General features: G+C 58.2%; 19 protein-coding genes. 16 read left to right on the top strand and 3 right to left on the bottom strand.

Going from position 1 to position 19,822, the window contains the following annotated elements:
- Nucleotides 1–41: 41 nt before the first annotated feature.
- Nucleotides 42–3,071, bottom strand: a complete 3,030-nt coding sequence (locus B9Z40_RS03340; RefSeq protein WP_100171879.1) for an Rne/Rng family ribonuclease — start codon at nucleotides 3,069–3,071, stop codon at nucleotides 42–44.
- A 590-nt stretch (nucleotides 3,072–3,661) separates the two neighbouring features.
- Between B9Z40_RS03340 and B9Z40_RS03335 the strand changes: the two genes are divergently transcribed.
- The 4 genes from B9Z40_RS03335 to B9Z40_RS03320 are packed head-to-tail and all read left to right on the top strand — an operon-like array spanning nucleotide 3,662 to nucleotide 6,696.
- Entirely contained in the window at nucleotides 3,662–4,678 is a 1,017-nt protein-coding gene (locus B9Z40_RS03335; protein ID WP_100171878.1) for an RluA family pseudouridine synthase, read from the top strand.
- Nucleotides 4,650–5,318 (top strand): HAD family hydrolase, encoded by a 669-nt coding sequence (locus tag B9Z40_RS03330; protein ID WP_100171877.1) that lies wholly within the window; start codon nucleotides 4,650–4,652, stop codon nucleotides 5,316–5,318. Before B9Z40_RS03335 ends, B9Z40_RS03330 begins: the two co-directional genes overlap by 29 nt.
- Nucleotides 5,319–5,332: 14 nt before the next feature.
- Nucleotides 5,333–5,698, top strand: coding sequence for a Rieske 2Fe-2S domain-containing protein (locus B9Z40_RS03325; RefSeq protein WP_100171876.1), 366 nt, complete (start codon nucleotides 5,333–5,335; stop codon nucleotides 5,696–5,698).
- Nucleotides 5,699–5,700: 2 nt separating this feature from the next.
- On the top strand, nucleotides 5,701–6,696 hold the full coding sequence (locus B9Z40_RS03320) for a S49 family peptidase (protein ID WP_100171875.1): 996 nt from the start codon (nucleotides 5,701–5,703) through the stop codon (nucleotides 6,694–6,696).
- A 21-nt stretch (nucleotides 6,697–6,717) separates the two neighbouring features.
- Here B9Z40_RS03320 and B9Z40_RS03315 read toward each other — a convergent pair whose 3' ends face one another.
- Together B9Z40_RS03315 and B9Z40_RS03310 are read right to left on the bottom strand one after the other, a co-directional pair.
- A complete protein-coding gene (locus tag B9Z40_RS03315) occupies nucleotides 6,718–7,491 on the bottom strand; it encodes an SAM-dependent methyltransferase (protein ID WP_199172479.1) in 774 nt (257 codons plus the stop codon).
- Nucleotides 7,488–8,054 carry a Maf family nucleotide pyrophosphatase gene (locus B9Z40_RS03310; RefSeq protein WP_100172889.1) on the bottom strand — a complete coding sequence of 189 codons (567 nt, stop codon included), beginning with the start codon at nucleotides 8,052–8,054 and terminating at the stop codon, nucleotides 7,488–7,490. The genes B9Z40_RS03315 and B9Z40_RS03310 overlap by 4 nt, the downstream gene beginning before the upstream one ends.
- A gap of 94 nt (nucleotides 8,055–8,148) precedes the next feature.
- Here B9Z40_RS03310 and B9Z40_RS03305 point away from each other — a divergent pair, with 94 nt between their 5' ends.
- From B9Z40_RS03305 to lepB, 12 genes are all read left to right on the top strand, one after another.
- Nucleotides 8,149–8,697, top strand: a complete 549-nt coding sequence (locus B9Z40_RS03305; protein ID WP_100171873.1) for a DUF177 domain-containing protein — start codon at nucleotides 8,149–8,151, stop codon at nucleotides 8,695–8,697.
- Between the two features lie 138 nt (nucleotides 8,698–8,835).
- Nucleotides 8,836–9,018: a 50S ribosomal protein L32 gene (gene rpmF / locus B9Z40_RS03300; RefSeq protein WP_019575026.1), complete on the top strand. Its 183-nt coding sequence runs from the start codon at nucleotides 8,836–8,838 to the stop codon at nucleotides 9,016–9,018.
- Nucleotides 9,019–9,127: 109 nt separating this feature from the next.
- Nucleotides 9,128–10,192 (top strand): phosphate acyltransferase PlsX, encoded by a 1,065-nt coding sequence (gene plsX, locus B9Z40_RS03295; RefSeq protein WP_100171872.1) that lies wholly within the window; start codon nucleotides 9,128–9,130, stop codon nucleotides 10,190–10,192.
- Complete coding sequence (locus B9Z40_RS03290; protein WP_100171871.1) at nucleotides 10,189–11,166, top strand: beta-ketoacyl-ACP synthase III; 978 nt, start codon at nucleotides 10,189–10,191, stop codon at nucleotides 11,164–11,166. Before plsX ends, B9Z40_RS03290 begins: the two co-directional genes overlap by 4 nt.
- A 69-nt stretch (nucleotides 11,167–11,235) precedes the next feature.
- On the top strand, nucleotides 11,236–12,186 hold the full coding sequence (gene fabD / locus B9Z40_RS03285) for an ACP S-malonyltransferase (RefSeq protein ID WP_100172888.1): 951 nt from the start codon (nucleotides 11,236–11,238) through the stop codon (nucleotides 12,184–12,186).
- Entirely contained in the window at nucleotides 12,183–12,926 is a 744-nt protein-coding gene (fabG, locus tag B9Z40_RS03280) for a 3-oxoacyl-ACP reductase FabG (protein WP_100171870.1), read from the top strand. Before fabD ends, fabG begins: the two co-directional genes overlap by 4 nt.
- Before the next feature lie 62 nt (nucleotides 12,927–12,988).
- Complete coding sequence (gene acpP, locus B9Z40_RS03275; RefSeq protein ID WP_019427049.1) at nucleotides 12,989–13,225, top strand: acyl carrier protein; 237 nt, start codon at nucleotides 12,989–12,991, stop codon at nucleotides 13,223–13,225.
- 6 nt (nucleotides 13,226–13,231) lie between these two features.
- Complete coding sequence (gene fabF, locus B9Z40_RS03270) at nucleotides 13,232–14,476, top strand: beta-ketoacyl-ACP synthase II (protein ID WP_100171869.1); 1,245 nt, start codon at nucleotides 13,232–13,234, stop codon at nucleotides 14,474–14,476.
- 24 nt (nucleotides 14,477–14,500) lie between these two features.
- A complete protein-coding gene (locus B9Z40_RS03265; RefSeq protein WP_100171868.1) occupies nucleotides 14,501–14,995 on the top strand; it encodes a hypothetical protein in 495 nt (164 codons plus the stop codon).
- A gap of 148 nt (nucleotides 14,996–15,143) precedes the next feature.
- Nucleotides 15,144–16,550, top strand: coding sequence for a DegQ family serine endoprotease (locus B9Z40_RS03260; protein ID WP_233204850.1), 1,407 nt, complete (start codon nucleotides 15,144–15,146; stop codon nucleotides 16,548–16,550).
- 498 nt (nucleotides 16,551–17,048) lie between these two features.
- A complete protein-coding gene (gene lepA, locus B9Z40_RS03250) occupies nucleotides 17,049–18,857 on the top strand; it encodes a translation elongation factor 4 (RefSeq protein WP_100171865.1) in 1,809 nt (602 codons plus the stop codon).
- On the top strand, nucleotides 18,857–19,822 hold the full coding sequence (gene lepB, locus B9Z40_RS03245; RefSeq protein ID WP_100171864.1) for a signal peptidase I: 966 nt from the start codon (nucleotides 18,857–18,859) through the stop codon (nucleotides 19,820–19,822). The genes lepA and lepB overlap by 1 nt, the downstream gene beginning before the upstream one ends.

The following is a 19,822-nucleotide window of genomic DNA, read 5'->3' as shown; positions in this document are numbered from 1 at the left end:
GGGCTGGGAGCCCGGTTTTTTTATGAGCTTTCGCTCTGAGGTCAGAAAGGCAGGTTCATGTCTTTCAGGTCTTTGCGTGTTTCCACCAAAACCAAAGGACCTTCGTTCAACACCACAGCAGGCGGTCGCTCGCGGGGCACGCGGACAGGCTGGGGTTCGGCGGCAATGGCGGCTTGAACCGCGGCCACTTTGCCCGCATCCGAGTTGACCCAGACCAAGCCCGAGCCCTGCGCCACTTGCTGCAGGCTGTCGATTTGCAGGGTGTAGCTCGCGACGGCAGGCAAAGCAGTTGGCGAAGCAGCAGGTGCTGTAACTGACTTTTCGGCGCTCACCACAGGGGCCTGAACCGCGACGGGCGCCGCAGTTTCGGCAGCCACAGGCGGCGCGGCTTGCGTTTGAACTTCGGTGGGCACTTGAGCAGGCACATTGGCGGACTCATTGCGTGGTTCTGCCGGCGCTTCAGCGCTGACCTCAGGCGTTGGCGCAGCGGCCTGCTGGGCACGTTCAAAGTATGAACGTGGTGCAGGGCGGTCTTCGCTCTGGTTGTCTGCAGCAGCTTGAGGCGCATTGGCGCTCAAATCGCTTGGACCTTCTTCGCCTGTGGCCTCTGCACGGCTTTCGCTGCCACGCTCACGGCGGTCACGGCCATAGCGGTCACGCGAGCGGCGCTCGCGGCGTTCACCTGTGTTCTCCGAATGGGGTGTGTCGGACGTCGTCTGGGCTTCTTGACCCTCTGAAACGATCACTTCGCTGGCAGGGGTGTTGACATCGCCAGCTGCAGCTTCGCCCTGACGGCGTTCACCACGCTCACCACGCTCACGGCGGCCTTCACCTCGTTCACCACGCTCACGACGGCCTTCGCCACGGGGAGCGCGCTCATTGCGCACTTCGGTGCCTTCGGCATTCAACTCTGGCACGGCATCGCTGCGGCCTTCATTTCTGCTGTCGTTGCGGCCCTCTCCGCGGCCATCGCGGCGACCTTCGCGGGGTGCACGTTCACCAGCAGGACGCTCTGCGCGCTCGCCACGTTCGCCACGCTCACTGCGTGCAGGGCGGGCTTCGCCCTCACGCAATTCGTTGCGGCCATCCGCACGGGCTTCACCGCGGCCTTCGCCACGGCGATTGCCTTCGCGGGGGGCGCGAACCTCGCCTTGAGCACCTTCGCTGCGTTCACCACGGCGGCCATCACGGCCACCACGACGGCCATCACGGCGCTCGCCATCACGACCACCTTCGCGGCCACCCTCACGGCGCTCACCGTTGCGGCCTTCGCGGGCTTTTTCATCTTTGTTGGCCACGGCTGCTGGCGCTGCTTCAGTGGAACCGCCACCGAACAGGTTTTTCAGCCAGCCAAAGAAACCACCTGTAGCGGCTGGAGCAGCCACAGGTGCTGGCGCTGCTGCGGCCTTGCGAACGGGCTTGGCTGGAGCCACTGGTGCTTCGGCCTTGACGGGCGCAATTGGCGCAGGCGCATCGGGCAGCACGCCCTTGATGACGGGTGTTTGCTTGTTGGTGGGTTCTTGCGAACGACGGGTCACGGTGGTCGCGTCTTCGATCTCTTCGGCCATCTTGTAGCTGGCTTCGATGCGGTCCAGGCGCGGGTCGTCGTGCTTCAAGCGCTCGAGCTTGTAATGCGGCGTTTCCAGCGACTTGTTGGGCACCAGCAGCACGTTGATGCGTTGCTGCAATTCGATCTTGGCGATCTCGGAACGCTTTTCGTTGAGCAAGAACGACGCGACTTCGACGGGCACTTGCGCGTGCACGGCGGCGCTGTTGTCCTTCATGGACTCTTCTTGGATGATGCGAAGAATTTGCAGTGCCGAGCTCTCGGTGTCGCGGATGTGGCCAGCGCCACCGCAACGTGGGCAGGGGATGGACGCACCTTCTGACAGGGCAGGCTTCAAACGCTGGCGGCTCATTTCCATGAGGCCGAACTTGCTGATGGTGCCGAACTGGACACGGGCACGGTCTTGGCGCAGGGCGTCGCGCAAGCGGTTTTCGACATCGCGGCGGTTCTTCGACTCGTCCATGTCGATGAAGTCGATCACGATCAGGCCGCCCAAATCACGCAGTCGCATCTGGCGGGCCACTTCGTCAGCGGCTTCCAAGTTGGTGCGTGTGGCGGTTTCTTCGATGTCGCCGCCCTTGATGGCGCGGGCCGAGTTCACGTCCACCGACACCAAGGCTTCGGTGTGGTCGATCACGATGGCACCGCCCGAAGGCAGTTGCACCGTGCGGGCGTAAGCCGACTCGATCTGGTGCTCAATCTGGAAGCGGCTGAACAGTGGCGCGTCGTCGCTGTAACGCTTCACACGGTTCGCAAACTCCGGCATGACGTGGCTCATGAACTGCTGAGCTTGGTCATAGATGTCGTCGGTATCGATCAGGATATCGCCGATGTCGTTGTTGAAGTAGTCACGAATCGCGCGGATGACCAACGACGATTCTTGGTAAATCAGGAAAGCGCCTTTGCCGCCTTTGGAGGCACCGTCAATGGCGGTCCAAAGTTTGAGCAGGTAATTCAGGTCCCATTGCAGTTCGGGCGCGGAGCGGCCGATGCCTGCGGTGCGGGCAATGATGGACATGCCCTTGGGGTATTCCAGCTGGTCCATCGCCTCTTTGAGTTCAGCGCGGTCATCGCCCTCGATGCGGCGGCTGACGCCACCACCACGGGGGTTGTTGGGCATGAGCACCACATAACGGCCAGCCAAGCTGACAAATGTCGTCAGGGCTGCGCCCTTGTTGCCGCGTTCTTCTTTTTCGACCTGCACCAAGAGGGACTGGCCTTCTTTGATGACGTCTTGTATGCGGGCTTGGCTGACGGACACGCCTTCAGCAAAGTATTGGCGCGAGATTTCTTTGAAAGGCAAAAAGCCGTGGCGGTCTTCACCGTAGTCCACAAAGCAGGCCTCGAGCGAGGGCTCGACGCGGGTCACCACTGCTTGGTAGATGTTGCCCTTGCGTTGCTCGCGGCCTTCGATTTCGATTTCGTAGTCGAGGAGTTTTTGTCCGTCGACGATGGCCAGGCGGCGCTCTTCAGCTTGCGTGGCGTTGATCAGCATCCGTTTCATGATGCGTTCCTTTTCATATCAGCTTGGCCCCAGTGCAGAAAGATGTCTGCGGTCTGGGACCTGTTTACACAACTGGCTTTGGATTGTTGGAAATCTCAAAGCCTCCGTTGCCGGAGCTGACGCCTGAAACGAAGGGAACTGCCGAAGTTGACCGCCATTCAGCTGTGCGTGAGCACAGGAATAGGGATCGTGGCGCGTGGATGGGGCGAGGCAAAAGGCATGCAGAAATTTGTCCACTGCCGGGGGCTTCCCCCGGTGTCCAAGACAAACTGTTTGGCACCAGGCGTGACGGTGTTGAGTGGCTTTGTAAGCCACTCCAAGCACATCAGCAAAGTTCCGAACAACACAACCATCTCGCTTTGATCCGTCCAACAGCCCTGCGGGCTGCTGAACTTGGGGTATTCCGTATCTGGGTTTCTGGGCGTCGGCCCAACCTCCGGGGCGATCGGCCACTGTCGGCAAGGGCCTTCAGTCTGCAAATCGTGCCGAGGGTGGCATCGACCATCTGGATTGGCGAGGTGGTGGTGGACTAAACTCCTGCTCTCAGGAATTCATTTCCATTTGAATCAACCACTTACAGCCAATAGCCAGTGAATCACATTATAGGGGCCAAGTCCGACAGTGCCGCGCCTGCCGTCAAAAGCTTGGTGGTGGACGAAGAGTCGGCTGGGCAGCGTTTAGACAACTTTTTGATGCGTCATTTGAAGGGCGTACCCAAAACGCATGTCTATCGCATCATCCGCAGCGGCGAAGTGCGCATCAACAAAGGACGCGCCGCCGCCGAGACACGGGTTCAAACCGGTGACCAAGTGCGTGTGCCCCCCGTGCGCATTTCTGAGAAAGTGGCAGAAAAGGCCGCGAACCCCGCGCCCAGCCGTGAATTTCCCCTGCTGATGGAAGACGACTGCCTGATGGCGATCGACAAACCTTCCGGGGTGGCGGTACATGGTGGCTCCGGGGTGAGCTTTGGCGTGATCGAGCAGTTGCGACAGGCCCGCCCACAAGCCAAATTGCTGGAATTGGTGCACCGATTGGACCGCGACACCAGTGGGATTTTGTTGGTGGCCAAAAAACGCAGCGCACTCAAGCACCTGCAAGACCAGTTTCGAGAGCGCGAGACAGGCAAAACCTATCTGGCTCTGGTCAAAGGCGATTGGCCAGCCAAGCTCAAGGTGATTGACCAGCCTTTGCACAAATACCTTTTGCCCGGGAAAGACGGGCAAGAGGGCGAGCGCCGCGTGCGCGTGACCACGGCAGATGACCTGGATGGCATGCGTTCCATCACCTTGGTCAAAGTGGCGCAGCGGCTACCGGGTGCTTCATTATTAGAGGTCACCATCAAAACTGGGCGCACCCACCAAATCCGGGTGCATTTGTCGGCCCAAGGGCACCCGATCGCGGGAGATGACAAATATGGGGACTTTGACTGGAACCGGCAATTGCTCAAACCCAGCTCGGGCCCTGGCCTCAAACGCATGTTTTTGCACGCCTGGCGCTTGCAATTCAACCACCCGGTGTCCGCTGAGCGTGTGGCCCTTCAAGCCGATTTACCCCCTGATTTAAAAGCATACGTAGACCATGCCCAACTCAAGACCCCGCCAGTTTGATCTGATTGCCTTCGATTGGGATGGCACGCTGTTCGACTCCACCGCCATCATCACCCGCTGCATCCAACGTGCGGTGGTGGATGTGGGCGGTCAGGAGCCTACGCGCGAAGCCGCCTCTTATGTGATCGGCATGGCGTTGATGCCAGCGCTGGCCCATGCCGCGCCAGATGTTCCGAAAGACAAGTACCCCGCTTTGGGTGAACGCTATCGCCACCACTACATTCAGCACCAAAACGACATCAGCCTGTTTGAGGGGGTGTTGCCCTTGCTCGACGCCCTCAAAGCCCGGCACCACTGGCTCACGGTGGCCACTGGCAAAAGCCGCCAAGGCCTGAACGAGGTTTTGCATGCGGTGGAGCTGCGCGGCGTGTTCGATGGCTCGCGCACCGCCGATGAAACGGCTGGCAAACCCAACCCCCTGATGCTTCATGAATTGATGTGTGAGTTTGGTGTCGATCCTGAGCGCACTTTGATGATTGGCGACACCACGCACGACCTGCAAATGGCGCTGAACGCGGGTTGCGCCAGCGTGGGGGTGAGCTACGGGGCGCATGAGCCTGATGTCTTTCATGCCCTGAAGCCGCGCCATGTGGCGCACAGCGTGCAGGATTTGCACGACTGGTTGTTGCAACACGCTTGACGCAAGGATTGCTCATGGAAGCCACGGTCCCTTTGTGCAACAGCACTGACTTGGCCAACGGTGGTCGCGCAGTACCTTTTGACATCGTGTATGCCGGGCAGACCTGCCGGGCCTTTGCAGTTCGCTACCAAGGTCAGGTGCATGCTTATCTGAACCGCTGCACCCATGTGGCCATGGAGATGGATTACCAGCCCGATCGGTTCTATGACGACACAGGGCGGTGGCTCATGTGCGCCACGCACGGCGCCACCTACCAGCCCGATACCGGTGCCTGTTCTGGCGGGCCATGCCGTGGAGGGCTGGTCAAAATAGACCTTTCAGAGCAGGACGGCGTGGTTCACTGGCATACTGCCTACAACTTAAAACCGCTTGAATTTTGACCATGCAAGACCCCCAGGACCTCGCGTCCGCCTCAGCCTCCCCAGAAAAAGCCAGAACCACATCGGGCACCGATGCGGGGTGGGAGCGCCAAACTTTGGAGCGCTTGGCCTTTGCCAATTTGAACGAACAAAAAACCGCACGCCGATGGAAAGTGGGTTTGCGTTTGGCCTGGTTGGTGCTTTTGGCGGGGATCTTTTGGCAGCTGTTCAGCTACAGATCGACCACCATCAACCCCAGCTTGCCGCACACGGCCATGGTGTCGATCGTGGGTGAAATTGGTTCTGAAACCGAAGCCAGTGCTGAAAACGTCATGTCGTCCATGCGCCTTGCGTTGGAAGACTCGGGCTCGCAAGCCTTGGTTTTGCTGATCAATTCTCCCGGCGGCAGTCCGGTTCAGGCGGGCCTGATCAACGATGAGATTGTCCGTTTGCGTGCTTTGCACAACAAGCCGATTTATGCGGTGGTCGAGGAGTCCTGTGCCTCAGCCGCTTACTACATTGCGGCAGCGACAGACCAAATCTACGTAGACAAAGCCAGCATTGTGGGCAGCATTGGTGTGTTGATGGACGGCTTTGGTTTCACCGAGTTGATGAACAAGTTGGGCGTGGAGCGTCGCCTGATGACGGCGGGTGCCAACAAGGGTTTTCTGGACCCGTTCAGTCCACAAACCGAACCTCAGCGCAAGCATGCCCAGGCGATGCTGGACCAAATTCACAAGCAGTTCATCGAAGTGGTCAAAAAAGGCCGTGGCGATCGCCTGAAAGAAACCCCGGAAATGTTCAGTGGTTTGTTCTGGAGTGGCCAGCAGGCGGTGGACCTGGGTTTGGCCGACAGCCTGGGCAGCCTGGACGGCGTGGCCCGTGAAGTGGTCAAAGCGCCAGATGTGATCGATTACACGCAGCGTGAAAACGTGGCCGAGCGCTTGGTCAAGCGCTTTGGTGCTGCGGTCGGAGAGGGCTCGGTCCGTGCCTTGCGCAGCAGCACGGGTCTGCGCTGAGGCGAAAGGCCGAGCAGCTTCTCAAGGCCCGATGGCGTAAACCGCAGGCGTGTGACCATCAGGGCCTTTGAGGCCCTTTTTCCATTGCGACACGCTGTGGCTTTGGGTGCTGACTGACGGCAAGGTCAAGCCGCTGGCGATGGCCAGGCGCGTGTTGGCATTCAGGCTCTGCAGCAAACCGCTGAGCATGGCTGCGTTGCGGTAAGGGGTTTCGATCCACAACTGGGTCTGGCCGGTTTTGAGGGCCAGAGATTCCAGCTGTTTCAGCCGGGCCGCTCGCTCAGCGGCATCTTGCGGCAGGTAACCCACAAAGGCAAAGTTTTGGCCGTTCAGGCCGCTGGCAGCCAAAGCCAACAACAACGATACCGGGCCGACCAGTGGCACCACGGCGATGCCCAGATCGTGTGCGCCACGCACCACCGAGCTGCCGGGGTCGGCCACCGCGGGCATACCCGCTTCGCTCACCAAGCCCACATCCTGTCCTTGCAGTGCCGCAGCCAACAAAGGTTTGCCATCAAAACCCGATTGGTGGTCGCCTTTTTTGTGCACATGGCGAGGCAATTCGGTGATGGTTTGTTCGGCCAGGGGTGCGATCAAGGGGTGGGTTTCACCCACACGCTTCAAAAAGGCGCGGGTGCTTTTGGCGTTTTCGCAGACCCAATGCTGGATGTTGGCCGCCGTGGCCAAGGTGAGGGTGGGCAGCACGTCGGTGATGGGTGCTTGTTCGGTGCAGCCAAAGTCCAGTGGCGTGGGCACCAAAAACAGGCGGCCTTTGAGTGGCTTGGAGGTGTTCACAGTAATTTCACTCCAGCTTGTCGCAGCATTCGGGCGGTACGGATCAGCGGCAGCCCAATGAGGGCGGTTGGATCGTCGTTGTCGATGGATTCGAGCAGGGCAATCCCTAAGCCTTCGCTTTTGGCGCTGCCTGCACAGTCGTAGGGCTTTTCGGCCTGCAAATACGCCTCGATCTCGTCGTCGCTCAAATCGCGGAAAACCACACGAACCTCGGCCAAGTCGACTTGTTCAAAGCCTGTGGCCAAACAGACCACGGCCAATGCAGTCTGGAAAATCACCGTCTGGCCGCGCATTTGGCGCAGTTGGGCCACGGCGCGCTCGTGTTCACCGGGCTTGCCCAGTGGTTGGCCCGCCAAATCGGCCACTTGGTCCGAACCAATGACCACCGCTTCGGGGTGCAGGGCAGCCACAGCTTGGGCCTTGGCCAAAGCCAGCCGCAGTGCCAGAGTTTTCGGGGCTTCGCCGGGCCAAGGCGTTTCGTCCACATGCGGCGCCGCAACTGTGAAGGGCACACGCAGGCGTTCCATCAATTCCCGGCGGTAGCGCGAGGTTGAGCCCAGCACCACGGAGCGTGGCGAAGCGGTCGAGGCGTCTGCTGTCGGTGTCAAAGTGCAATTCCCAGTCAATTCAGATGGGTGATTCTCTTACACTGCGGGCATGGAAAAAAAAATAGACCCCCAACATTTGGATGTGCTGGCTTTTGCCCGTGATGCCGTCAATCTTCAAGGAGAGGGCATCCTGGCCGATTGGCCCCGTTTGGCCTCTGAGCAGCATGGCGACACCCTGACCGGCGGTGCCGTGGTTTGGCAATTGGAAGGTCGAACAGTGGCTCAGTCAGGTGGCGCAGACCAAATTTGGCTGGACTTGCGCGCCTCGGTGCAACTGCCCATGCAGTGCCAGCGTTGCCTGACGCCGGTTTTAGAGACGGTAGAAGCCGAGCGTTCGTTTCGGTTTGTGGCCGACGAGGCCACTGCCGCCGCACTGGACGATGAGGCGGAAGAGGATATTTTGGTCATCAGCCGTGACTTTGATGCTTTGGCACTGGTCGAGGATGAATTGATTTTGTCTTTGCCGCTGGTTCCCTTGCACGAGGTTTGCCCTGAAGCGGTTCCCATGTCCGCTGTGGACCCTGAATTTGAAGTGGCTGCCGAGCGGCCCAACCCCTTTGGCGTTTTGGCAGGCCTTAAAACAGGTTCAAACAAGTGAGTGCAAACCCAAGCCACTTTCTTTGGGCTTGGTCTTAGGCTATAATCGACGGCTTCGCTCAGTGATGCTGAGCGACATTCTCATCAACCAGAAGCTGCGTTTTCATTTGCGCGGCCTCCAAGCTTCCAAGGAGCCATCATGGCTGTTCAGCAAAACAAAAAGTCGCCTTCCAAGCGCGGTATGCACCGTTCGCACAATGCCCTGAACGTGCCGGGCATCGCTGTGGAGCCTACAACTGGTGAAATCCACCTGCGTCACCACATCAGCCCCAACGGTTTTTACCGTGGTCGCCAAGTGTTGAAAAACAAATCCGAAGCCTGATCGGCGTCAGCCCCAAGCCTCAAGAGGCCCGGCGCTACTTTTACAAGTAGCCTCGGGCTTTTGTTTTTATGGCTTTGAATTCATTCACGGTTTTGAGCTTTAGGATTGCATGACCTCGCCCAACCCGATCACACTGGCAGTCGATTGCATGGGCGGCGACCACGGTCCCCGCGTCACGCTGGCGGCTTGCCGACATTTTTTAGCCAAACACCCTGATGCCCGTCTGCTGTTGGTGGGGCGTACGGAGGCCTTGTCCTCCTTCATCGATCCCCGCGCTGAGGTGGTGGCTGCCTCTGAAGTGGTCGAAATGGACGATCCGCTGGAAGTGGCTTTGCGCAAGAAGAAAGACTCTTCCATGCGCTTGGCCATTGAGCAAGTGCGAGATGGCAAAGCGTCCGCGGCGGTGTCGGCTGGTAACACGGGGGCCTTGATGGCCATTGCTCGTTATGTGCTCAAAACCATGGATGGTATTGACCGTCCTGCTATCGCGGGTCAGATGCCCAATTTCAAGGGTGGCGGTACCACCATGCTGGATTTGGGTGCCAATGTCGACTGCTCGCCCGAGCATTTGCTCCAATTTGCGGTGATGGGTTCAGCGCTGGTGTCTGTGTTGCAGAACAAGGAACAGCCGACGGTTGGTTTACTGAACATCGGTGAAGAAGCCATCAAAGGCAATGAAATCATCAAAAAATCTGGTGAATTGTTGCGATTTGCGGCCAATAACGGTGATTTGAACTTTCACGGCAATGTGGAAGGCAACGATATTTTCAAGGGCACCGTCGACATCGTGGTCTGTGATGGCTTTGTGGGCAATGTGGCGCTCAAAGCCAGCGAAGGTTTGGCCACCATGATCAGCGGCTTCCTGAAAAATGAGTTTTCACGCAATATCTTCACGAAAATTGTCGCGATTTTGGCCTATCCGGTGTTAACAGCTTTTAAAAATCGCGTGGACCATCGCCGTTACAACGGTGCGGCTTTGCTGGGTTTGCGTGGTTTGGTGTTCAAGAGCCACGGTTCGGCCGATGAGGTGGCTTTTGAGACCGCCTTGAACCGGGCTTATGATGCTTCCAAAAACCAACTGCTGGAACGTGTTCGTGAACGCATTGCCCATGCTGCGCCTTTGTTGATGGGTGCGCAGGCAGGGCGGGCAGAGCCAGTCAGCACATCTTTATGAGAATCTACTCCCGCATTTTGGGCACGGGCAGCTACCTGCCTGATAACCGCCTGAGCAATGCCGACCTGGCGGCCGAATTGGCTCAGCAAGGCGTTGAAACTTCCGACGATTGGATCGTGGAGCGGACCGGCATCCGTGCCCGCCACTTTGCCGCTGACCACCAAGGTTGCAGCGACTTGGCAGCAGAAGCTGCTCGCCAAGCATTGCTTGCAGCAAGTTTGACGGCACATGACATCGATTTGATCATTGTGGCCACGTCCACACCCGACATGGTGTTTCCCTCGGTGGCCACCATGGTTCAGCACAAACTGGGCGCAGCCGGTTGTCCAGCTTTTGACGTTCAGGCGGTTTGCAGTGGCTTTATCTACGCGCTGACGATCGCCGATTCGATGATCCAGTCCGGCTCAGCCAAGCGCGCTTTGGTGATCGGCTCGGAAGTGTTCAGCCGCATCCTCGACTTCAAGGACCGCACGACTTGTGTGCTGTTCGGTGACGGCGCAGGCGCGGTCATTTTGGAAGCTTCGGACCAACCCGGTATTTTGGCCACCGACTTGCATGCCGATGGCAAATACAAGGACATCCTGTGCGTGCCCGGTCACGTCAACCGGGGTGCGATTTTGGGTGACCCTGTGCTCAAGATGGACGGCCAGGCCGTCTTCAAGCTGGCGGTGGGCGTGCTCGAAGAAACCGCGCGTGCCAGCTTGGCCAAGGCCAATATGACCGATGCGGACATCGACTGGTTGATCCCGCATCAAGCCAACATCCGCATCATGCAAAGCACCGCTAAGAAGCTCAAGCTCGGCGCTGACAAGGTGGTGGTGACGGTAGACCAGCATGGCAACACCTCGGCCGCCTCGATTCCGCTGGCACTTGACACCGCTGTGCGCGATGGTCGCATTCAGCGGGGGCAGATGCTCATGCTTGAAGGTGTGGGCGGCGGCTTCACCTGGGGCTCCGTACTCCTTCGCTATTGATTTGCCAGGCTCGGGTCATCGATGCGTGGCATCGCTTGCTCGGATTCTTTCCAGATACAGAATTTGCACATGACTTCATTTGCTTTTGTTTTTCCCGGTCAAGGCTCCCAATCGGTGGGCATGCTGGACGCCTGGGGCGACCACCCCGTGGTGCTCGAAACCCTGAAAGAAGCCTCAGACGCTCTGGGCGAAGACATCGCCCAACTGATCCACGAAGGCCCCAAAGAAGCGCTGGCCATGACCACCAACACGCAGCCCGTGATGCTGGTGTCGGCCGTGGCGGCTTACCGCGCCTGGCTGGCCGAAGGCGGCGCAAAGCCTTCTGTGGTGGCCGGTCATTCGCTGGGCGAGTACAGCGCCTTGGTGGCTTCGGGCGTGCTTACGCTCACGCAAGCCGCGCCGCTGGTGCGCCTGCGCGCTGCAGCCATGCAAGAAGCCGTTCCTGTGGGTGTGGGTGCGATGGCGGCCATTCTCGGTTTAGCCTCGGACAAAGTCATTGCAGGTTGCCAAGAAGCGCAGGCCACATTTCCTGCGGGCAGCGCCGAAGTGGTGGAAGCCGTGAACTTCAACGACGCCGCGCAAACCGTGATCGCGGGCAGCAAAGCGGCGGTGGACAAAGCTTGTGAAGTGCTCAAGGGCCTGGGTGCCAAGCGTGCGCTGCTCTTGCCAGTGTCGGCGCCTTTCCATTCCAGCCTGATGAAGCCTGCCGCTGAAAAACTGCGTGAGAAGCTGGCCACACTGACCCTGGGCGCGCCGCAGATCCCGGTGCTCAACAACATCGATGTGGCCATCGAAACCGATGCCGACCGCATCCGTGACGCGCTGTACCGTCAGGCTTTTGGCCCAGTGCGCTGGGTGGAGTGTGTGCAGGCCATCAAGGCCCGTGGCGTGAGCACCCTGGTCGAATGCGGCCCCGGCAAAGTGCTGGCGGGCATGACCAAGCGCATCGACGCTGAATTGAACGGCGTGGCGCTGTACGACCCCGCCACCCTGGCTGAAGTGAAAGGACTCCTCTCGTGAGCGAAGCACAAAAACAAGTTGCCCTTGTCACGGGAGCGTCCCGTGGCATTGGCGCATCGATTGCCCTGCATTTGGCCCAACAAGGCTTTGTGGTCATTGGCACTGCCACCAGCGACGATGGTGCGGCCAAGATCAGCCAGGCCCTCTCGGCCTTCCCTGGTAGCCGAGGTGCCAACCTGAACGTGAACGACGCCGAGGCTGGCGCTGCCCTGATCGACGCCATCGTCAAAGAGCATGGTGGTCTGCAGGTCTTGGTCAACAACGCGGGCATCACCCGTGACACCTTGGCCATGCGCATGAAAGACGACGATTGGGATGCGGTGCTCGACACCAACCTCAAGGCCGTGTTTCGCATGAGCCGAGCCGTCATGCGCCCCATGATGAAGCAGCGCTATGGCCGCATCATCAGCATCACCAGTGTGGTGGGTGCATCGGGCAATCCAGGTCAGGCCAACTACGCGGCCGCCAAGGCGGGTGTGGCGGGCATGACCCGTGCGCTGGCCCGCGAACTGGGCAGCCGTGGCATCACAGTCAACTGTGTGGCTCCCGGTTTCATCGAAACCGACATGACCGCCAGCCTGCCCGAAGAGCAACAAAAAGCCTTGCTGGGCCAGATTCCTCTGGGCCATTTGGGCAAACCCGAAGACATCGCGCACGCCGTGGCCTACCTGGCTGGAACGCACGCGGGCTATGTCACCGGACAAGAATTGCATGTCAATGGTGGCATGTTCATGGCCTGATTTTCGGAAACCCCTTCCGGACAGGTAAAATCTTCATTTTTCACAACCCTCAGAGGGACCCCATGAGCGATATCGAAGCACGTGTCAAGAAAATCATTGCTGAACAACTCGGCGTTGAAGAGTCACAAGTCACCAACGAAAAAGCCTTCGTGGCCGATCTGGGTGCCGACTCCCTGGACACGGTGGAATTGGTGATGGCACTCGAAGACGAGTTCGGCATCGAGATTCCTGACGAAGACGCAGAAAAAATCACCACGGTGCAAGCTGCGATCGACTACGCCCAAAGCAAAAAGGCCTGATCGACGATGACCCGGCGCCGCGTTGTTGTCACGGGTTTGGGATGCATCAGCCCCGTGGGCAACACGGTCGCCGATGCATGGGCCAACCTGATTGCCGGTCAGTCCGGCATTGGTCTGATCACTCGTTTTGATGCTTCAGCTGTAGCCTGCCGGTTTGCGGGTGAGGTCAAAAACTTTGATCTTGAGTCTTACATGTCCTCCAAAGAAGCGAGGACCATGGACCGCTTCATTCACTTTGGCATTGCTGCTGCTGCCCAAGCGATTCAAGACGCTGGTTTACCAACCGGGGACGCGTTGAGCGAAGACGAAGCGTGCCGTATCGGTGTGGTGATTGGTTCGGGTATTGGCGGCCTGCCGCTGATCGAAGAAACCCACAGCGAGTACACGGCGCGTGGTGCCCGTCGTATTTCCCCATTTTTTGTGCCTGCCTCGATCATCAACATGATCTCGGGGCATGTGTCGATGCGCAGTGGTTTCAAAGGTCCGAACTTGGCCGTTGTGACCGCTTGCACCACCGGTTTGCACAGCATTGGCGAAGCCGGTCGTTTGATCGAATACGGCGATGCGGATGTGATGATCGCAGGTGGCTCGGAAGCTTGCGTCTCGCCACTGGGGGTGGGTGGTTTTGCGGCCATGCGCGCCTTGTCGACACGCAATGACGACCCCACAGCAGCTTCACGCCCTTGGGACAAAGACCGCGATGGTTTTGTGTTGGGTGAGGGTGCGGGTGTGATGGTGCTCGAAGAGTACGAGCACGCCAAAGCACGTGGTGCCAAAATTTACGCTGAATTGTCGGGTTATGGCATGAGCGCCGATGCCGGTCACATGACTGCGCCCAGCATGGACGGCCCACGCCGCGCCATGATCAACGCCATGCGCAATGCCGGTGTGAACGCAGACCAGATCGACTATTTGAACGCCCACGGCACCTCCACGCCGTTGGGAGACATCAACGAAACCAATGCCATCAAGGCGGCTTTGGGTGACCACGCTTACAAAACTGTGGTCAGCTCCACCAAGTCCATGACCGGTCACCTTTTGGGTGGTGCGGGCGGCATTGAAAGCGTGTTCACTGTGTTGGCCTTGCACCATCAAAAAGTGCCACCCACCATCAACCTGAGCAACCCCGACCCGGAATGTGATTTGGACTACTGTGCCAACACGGCTCGCGATATGAAAATCGATGTGGCGCTGAAAAACAACTTCGGTTTTGGGGGCACCAACGGCTCCTTGGTTTTCAAACGCATTTGATGACCTGAAAGTCAGGCCGAGCCCATGCACAACGCCCCACCTGTGGCTTACCCGGTGGGGCGTTTTGTTTGGGGGCGAGTTTTGTTTGCGGCTGTCTTTTTGTTCTCGGCAGCTGGACTGATTTCGTGGCAGTGGCTAAGCCAGGCCTCCAGCACCATGGTCTGGAGCGCTTGGGTTTTTTGGTTGGTTTGTGCCTCAGCCACGGCTTATGGTGGTCCAAAACAAACGTTGTCCGAGGGCCATTTGCTGTGGAGCGGAGAAGCTTGGTTGTGGCAAAGCGTGCTCGGCGCCGATGCGCTCAGCCAAGACGATCAGGGGCTGAATTTGGCCGTTGGCATGGACTTCGGTGGCAGTATGCTGCTCTTGCTGCAGGCGGCTGATGAAGCTCGCCAAGGTCATGGACCCTGGTTTTGCGCTTGGCTCAGCGAGCAAGCCATGCCCTCAAAGTGGCACGGGTTTAGATGCGCTGTATATTCCCGCCCCAAGGCCACAACGCAGTCCCAAGAGGCACAACCCTGAGTTGCAGCCCTAGGGCTTGAAAATGATGGATCAGCTTGCATCTGTCAAAGGCTTAAGACAGCGGTATGAACAACACAAGGAGCTCAGTGTGCTGAATCTACATTGGATGAATACGGCGGCATCGGTCGCGTTGACCGGCGCGATGGTGATGGTGGGAGCTTTGGTTCCCCCGGCGACTGCCATGGCGCAATCCCCTTCTGCTGTGGTGCGTGGTTTGCCTGATTTCACCGATTTGGTGGAGCAGGTGGGACCCTCGGTGGTCAATATCCGCACCCTTGAAAAAGTCCGACCCAGTACCTCTGCAGGTTCTGCACCCGACGAGGAAATGCAAGAGCTTTTCCGACGTTTCTTTGGCGTTCCCATACCTAACGCCCCCAGGCAAGCACCGCGCCAGAACCGGCCTCAAGAAGAGGCCCAACCTCGCGGTGTGGGCTCGGGATTCATTCTGAGCGCTGATGGCTTGATCATGACCAACGCCCATGTGGTGGACGGTGCAGACGAGGTCTTGGTGACGCTGACGGACAAGCGCGAATTCAAGGCGCGCATTGTGGGGGCCGACAAGCGCACCGACGTGGCGGTGGTCAAAATTCAGGCCACAGGTTTGCCCGCCGTGAAGGTGGGTGATGTCAACCGTTTGCGGGTAGGCGAATGGGTCATGGCGATTGGCTCGCCTTTTGGTTTGGAAAACACCGTCACGGCGGGCATTGTGAGCGCCAAGCAGCGCGACACGGGTGATTTCTTGTCCTTTATTCAGACCGATGTGGCCATCAACCCGGGCAACTCGGGCGGTCCGCTGATCAATATGCGCGGCGAAGTGGTGGGCATCAACAGCCAAATTTACTCGCGCTCAGGTGGGTTCATGGGCATCTCGTTTGCGATCCCCATGGACGAGGCCATGCGCGTGAGTGAGCAACTGCGCACAAATGGACGCGTGAGCCGAGGCCGCATTGGTGTTCAAATTGCGCCTGTGACCAAAGAGGTGGCCGAATCCATTGGTCTGGGCAAAGCCCAAGGTGTGCTGGTCAGGGGGGTCGAGGAAGGCTCGCCCGCAGAAAAGGCGGGCATTGAGGCGGGTGACATCATCACGCGTTTTGACGGCAAGGTGATCGATAAACCCGCTGATTTGCCTCGTGCGGTGGGCAATACCAAGCCCGGTAGCAAAGTGAGTATCAGCGTTTTTCGCCGCGGTAGTGTGAAAGACATGAGCATCACGGTTGCCGAGATCGAGGCAGAAAAAGTGCTTGCCAGCACCCCGGAGAAAAAAGTGCCTGCGGCCAACGCTCAACACTGGGGTTTGACGGTGAGCGATTTGACCGAGGCTCAAAAGAAAGAGTTCCGAGTTAGGGGTGGCGTGCGGGTCGATGCCGCCGCCGATGCCGCGGCCAAGGCGGGTATTCGTGAAGGCGACTTGATTGTGGCCATCGCCAATACCGAAGTGACCTCCGTGAAGGAGTTTGAGTCCATCATGTCGCGTGTGGACAAGAGCCGACCAGCCAGTGTGCTCGTTCGACGAGGGGATGGGGCGCAATATGTGTTGATCCGTCCAGCCCCTTAAGGCTTGGGGTTTGTCAAATGCCCTCAGTAACCCGCCTGATTCAGGGGGCAAAGACAGCTCAAATGACATGATTTTCGAAAAATTTGGCGTGGATTGAAATGATTTTTAAAGTTTGTTTTCACTAACTTTTGACATCCTTCATGCTGAATTTGGATAAAATCAAGGCTCTGAACCTTAGATTTATGGCATAAAGCACGGGCTTGAGTTCACGATGCGAGATGCTCCTCAACCATCCACCGTTGATCCACAGATGGCCCACAAGTTGTTCAACGTGATGCCGACAATCCTGTGTATAACATGTGGATAAAATGAGTGTTGCACTGCAGCAACGACTTGCCCAAGCTGATTTTGGGGCTGTGCATTTGGGCCAATTTGCCTACAATGAATGCCCAACCATCGCAGTTGCCAAAGATTGTTGGTTCAGGGCGCGTCACCACCAGACGCGCCCTTTTTTCTTTTCCGGATCCTTGATCCACAAACACTTGCAGACCGTCCTTGATGAATCACATCAGAAATTTTTCGATCATTGCGCACATTGACCACGGCAAATCGACCTTGGCCGATCGCTTGATTCAACGCTGCGGTGGACTCGAGGCCCGCGACATGGAAGCCCAGGTGCTCGACTCGATGGACATCGAGAAAGAGCGTGGCATCACCATCAAAGCGCAAACCGCGGCGCTGCACTACAAAGCCAAAGACGGACAAGTTTACAACCTCAACTTGATCGATACACCAGGCCATGTGGACTTCTCCTATGAAGTGTCGCGTTCACTGTCGGCCTGCGAAGGCGCCTTGCTGGTGGTGGACGCCAGCCAAGGCGTGGAAGCGCAGACCGTGGCCAACTGCTACACCGCGCTCGACTTGGGTGTGGAAGTGGTGCCTGTACTCAACAAAATGGATTTGCCCAACGCCGATCCGGACAATGCCCGCGCCGAAGTCGAAGACGTGATCGGCATCGACGCGACCGATGCGATTCCTTGCTCGGCCAAAACCGGCATGGGCATCGAAGAAATCCTCGAAGCCGTGGTCGCCCGCATTCCGCCGCCCAAAGGCAACCCCGACGCACCTTTGCGTGCCATGATCATCGACAGCTGGTTCGACAGCTATGTGGGTGTGGTGATGCTGGTGCGCGTGGTCGATGGCCAATTGCTCAAGAATGAGCGCATCCGCATGATGGCCAGCAATGCGGTTTACGAAGCGGGCAGTCTGGGTGTCTTCACTCCGGCCAACGAGCCGCGCCAGATGCTCAGAGCCGGTGAGGTGGGTTACATCATCGCGGGCATCAAGGAGCTGCAAGCGGCCAAGGTGGGCGACACCGTGACCTTGGAGAAAAAGCTGCCCAACAACATGGGCCCTGCGACCGAAGCTTTGCCAGGTTTCAAGGAAATCCAGCCTCAGGTTTTCGCGGGTTTGTACCCCACCGAAGCCAACCAATACGACGGCCTGCGCGATGCGCTGGAAAAGCTCAAGCTCAACGACGCGTCATTGCATTACGAACCTGAAGTCTCGCAAGCGCTGGGCTTTGGTTTCCGTTGCGGCTTTTTGGGTTTGTTGCACATGGAAATCGTGCAAGAGCGCTTGGAGCGCGAGTTCGACCAAGACTTGATCACGACCGCGCCCAGCGTGGTCTACCAAGTGGTTCAGCCCGGCGGCGAAGTCGTCATGGTCGAAAACCCTTCCAAAATGCCCGATCAGGGCAAGCTGCAAGAAATCCGCGAGCCCATCGTCACCGTGCACCTGTACATGCCGCAAGACTATGTGGGCCCGGTCATGACGTTGGCCAACTTGAAGCGGGGTGTGCAGATGAACATGGCCTACCACGGCCGCCAGGTCATGCTGACCTACGAAATGCCGCTCGGCGAGATCGTGCTGGACTTTTTTGACAAGCTCAAATCGGTCAGCCGGGGCTATGCCTCGATGGACTACGAGTTCAAGGAATTCCGCGCATCCGATGTGGTGAAGGTCGATATTTTGCTCAACGGCGAGAAGGTCGACGCACTGTCCATCATCGTGCACCGTTCACAGTCCCAGTACCGGGGGCGTGCAGTGGTGGCCAAGATGCGCGAGATCATCAGCCGCCAGATGTTCGATGTGGCGATTCAGGCGGCCATTGGTGCCAACATCATTGCCCGTGAAAGCATCAAGGCCTTGCGCAAAAACGTGCTGGCCAAGTGTTACGGTGGTGATATTTCGCGCAAACGCAAACTGCTGGAAAAGCAAAAAGCGGGTAAAAAGCGCATGAAACAAATTGGCTCGGTCGAGGTGCCTCAAGAGGCGTTCTTGGCCATTTTGCAGGTGGAAGATTGATGCAGTTCCTCACGTCTTTGGTCTTGGCCGCGTTTGTGGGCTATGCCGGCTCCTGGTATTTGGGCTATTTGGAGGGCAACTTTGCCCTGCTCTTGCTTTTGGCCACGGTGGTCACCGGTGTCTATTGGTTGGCCGAGCGTTTCTTCTTTTTGCCCCAACGCCAAAAAGCGGTAGAGCAGCTGGAAGCCGAGACGGCGCAGCGACAAGCCGAGTTGTCCAAAATGGGCATTGCCAAGGTGGACACCGACATCCGTGAAAGCCGCGAAAAGCTGCTCATGCAGCCTTGGTGGCTGGACTGGACAGCGGGTTTGTTCCCGGTCATCGTGGTGGTCTTCATCTTGCGTTCGTTCCTGTTCGAGCCCTTCAAGATTCCCTCGGGCTCCATGATCCCGACGTTGCACATTGGCGACCTGATTTTGGTGAATAAATTTCACTACGGCGTGCGCTTGCCAGTGGCCAACACCAAACTCACCGATGGCACGGCCGTCCAGCGCGGCGATGTGATGGTGTTCCGTTACCCCCCCAAACCCAGCGTGGACTACATCAAGCGCGTGGTCGGTTTGCCCGGTGACGAGGTGGCTTACTTGAACAAAAGCCTGACGATCAACGGCAAACCGGTGATCACCGAGGTGATGCCTGATTTCTTTGACGAGTCCACCATGCGCTACCACAAGCAGCGCCGTGAAGCATTGGGGTTCAAGCCGCACCAAACGCTGCAAGACGATGACCGCCCGGCCTTTGTGCCAGGCGCAGACCCGTTTCCTGGCCGCGAAAACTGCAATTACACCGTCGAAGGCGTGACCTGCAAAGTGCCTGCAGGCCATTACTTCATGATGGGCGACAACCGTGATAACTCGCTGGACTCGCGCTATTTCGGTTTTGTGCCCGACGCCAACATCGTGGGCAAAGCCTTCTTTGTGTGGATGAACTTCGGCAATTTCCAGCGCATTGGCGCTTTTGATTGA

Origin of the sequence: Limnohabitans sp. 15K (assembly GCF_002778285.1) — a bacterium.
Taxonomy (GTDB): domain Bacteria; phylum Pseudomonadota; class Gammaproteobacteria; order Burkholderiales; family Burkholderiaceae_C; genus Limnohabitans_A.
This window is presented reverse-complemented; position numbering and strand designations above follow the sequence as displayed.